Origin of the sequence: Pseudomonas sp. 21 (assembly GCF_000955805.1) — a bacterium.
In the GTDB taxonomy this organism is placed as follows: domain Bacteria; phylum Pseudomonadota; class Gammaproteobacteria; order Pseudomonadales; family Pseudomonadaceae; genus Pseudomonas.
In genome coordinates this window covers 1-2129 of record NZ_JYOA01000023.1, presented here as the reverse complement: position 1 = coordinate 2129, position 2129 = coordinate 1, and the positions used below count along the sequence as shown (strand labels likewise).

Below are 2129 nucleotides of genomic sequence, written 5' to 3'. Positions count from 1 at the left end.
ACCAGGGAACTGGCGTTACCAACCCCGTGGTCGTCGGTCCGATTTCAATCAATCCGATCCCCGAGCCATTCGTCAATTCGACCAGCCCGGCTCACCAGGAGACTGGCGTTACCAACCCCGTGGTCGTCGGTCCGATTTCAATCAATCCGATCCCCGAGCCATTCGTCGATTCGACCAGCCCGGNNNGGGAACTGGCGTTACCAGCTCCATGGTCGTCGGTCCGATTTCAATCAATCCGATCCCCGAGCCTTTCATCGATTCGACCAGCCCGGCTCACCAGGGGACTGGCGTTACCAACCCCGTGGTCGTCGGTCCGATTTCAATCAATCCGATCCCCGAGCCCTTCGTCGACTCGGCCAGCCCAGCTCACCAGGGAACTGGCGTTACCAGCCCCGTCCCCGTGGTCATTGGTCCGATCTCCGACCACGCGCTAAAAGAGGTACTTAGTCATGGGCTGGTGAAGACTGCCATGGAATTGGACCTGAACAGCCTGGGCTTGTCCTTGCGCGACGAAAGCGCCAACGCCCATGAGATATACAGCAAGACGACACTGCCTTCGCTGAGCAACGTGTTGGAAGTTTTCACACAGGAACTACCGCTGGCCCACAGCATTTCCACGGTCGTTACCACAGCAGTGGATTCAATCGCTACGCACTACGCACCGGTTGACTTCCCCCTAGTGAACTTCGACGAACTGACGATCCAGAACATCGTGGTGTAACGCCCTGTTGCACGGCGAGCCCTCTCGAGGAAGCTCGTCGTGCTGCTTTAAGCTTGCCAGTGGCCTTTTCCCCCAACCAGACCACACCCCCTTGCGACTCAGTGCCACCGGGGCAGCCTTCGACCATCCTGGCGCCAGGCCAGGCCATCCGGTCGTCCAAAGGATTGGCCCCACGTTGCTTGGGTCAATCCGGAGCTTCGGGTAAACCTCCATCTTTGCCTCTCATAACAATCGGCCTGGTACCCACGACGTTTCACGAGGTTCCCCGCGCGCCCTGCCACGCCCCTGCTCGACCGCGCCAGCACACCGATCAAACTGCGCCGGTTCGGGGAAGCGGAGCTGCTGATCCTCGCTGACGAACTGCGCCAGTACCTGCAGTACAGCGGCGGCCATTTCGGCGCAGGCCTGGGCATCATCGATGCTGACGGTTGCCCTGCATTACGCCTTCGACGCCCCGGACGACCGTCTGGTGTGGGACGTCGGCCACCAGTCCTACCCGCACAAGATCCTAACCGGCGCCACGAGCGCATGGGCAGTCATCGCGCTCGCCGTCCCTTTCCCGCCCTGCACGTAGGGCTCGCTGAAACCGTGATGGCGCAGGATCGCCTCGGACAATTGACGCAGTTCTTCCAGGCTCAGTCGGGCCACAGGCTTCTCCTTGGTCTCACGGAATCATCAGAGGGTTTCCGAAACGCCCTTAACTGTGAAGTTCCAAACCTTGCGCAGCTTGTTCTTTATCACCGCATCGGAAGACGAAAACGGCACAGCCCGCGCTTCAGATTTTTCGCACAGATCAACCCGTAGTGCCCACGTAGTTCGAATCAGCGGCGTCGTCGATTGTGCTCGTCCGCCAGGCACCTCTGGCGGTCTTGGTCGCGCCATTGCTGGCTTCGCGAGTCGCGCCGCGCACCCGATGCGCCCTCTCATACCCGTGCAGCAGTGCAGTAAAAGCGCACTCACAAAGCATTGGCGGCAAGACACCGACAAACCAGATAACGCTCTGATTTGTAAATGAAAACACCGATAGAGAAATTTCACGCAATGAGTACAGTTGTAGGAAACGACCGTAATACCTCCGCCGCGCAGGAACTGCAGAACAACGAGCAACTCCAGGTTTACCCCGCCTATGCGGTTCCGAGCACCCCGGTCGAAATCACTAACCTGTATGGCGGCAACCTCACCTCCATTGGGACCATGCCCTCTGTGAGCCCTGCCGTTTCCACCGACGAACTGTCGACTTCGTATGCCGCACCCATGAGCGCCGCGGCCCTTTCGGCCTACGCGTTCAATGGCCTGCTCGGCAGCGGGCTGCTGAAGACAGCTAGCGGCCCGGCCATGACCTTCGCCGCCACCGACCATGCCGGCCCGGTAACCGGCGAGCTGGCTAGCGGCGCCACCACCGACGATA

1 protein-coding gene and 1 pseudogene are annotated in these 2129 nt (G+C 60.2%); both read left to right on the top strand.

Features of this window, described 5'->3' with window-relative positions; all coding sequences use genetic code 11:
• Positions 1–957 precede the first annotated feature (957 nt).
• Positions 958–1238: pseudogene (locus tag UB43_RS29395) on the top strand (1-deoxy-D-xylulose-5-phosphate synthase N-terminal domain-containing protein); the annotation flags it as partial.
• Positions 1239–1732: 494 nt separating this feature from the next.
• The coding region (locus tag UB43_RS28700) for a hypothetical protein (protein ID WP_156160534.1) at positions 1733–2129 on the top strand (397 nt) is incomplete at its 3' end.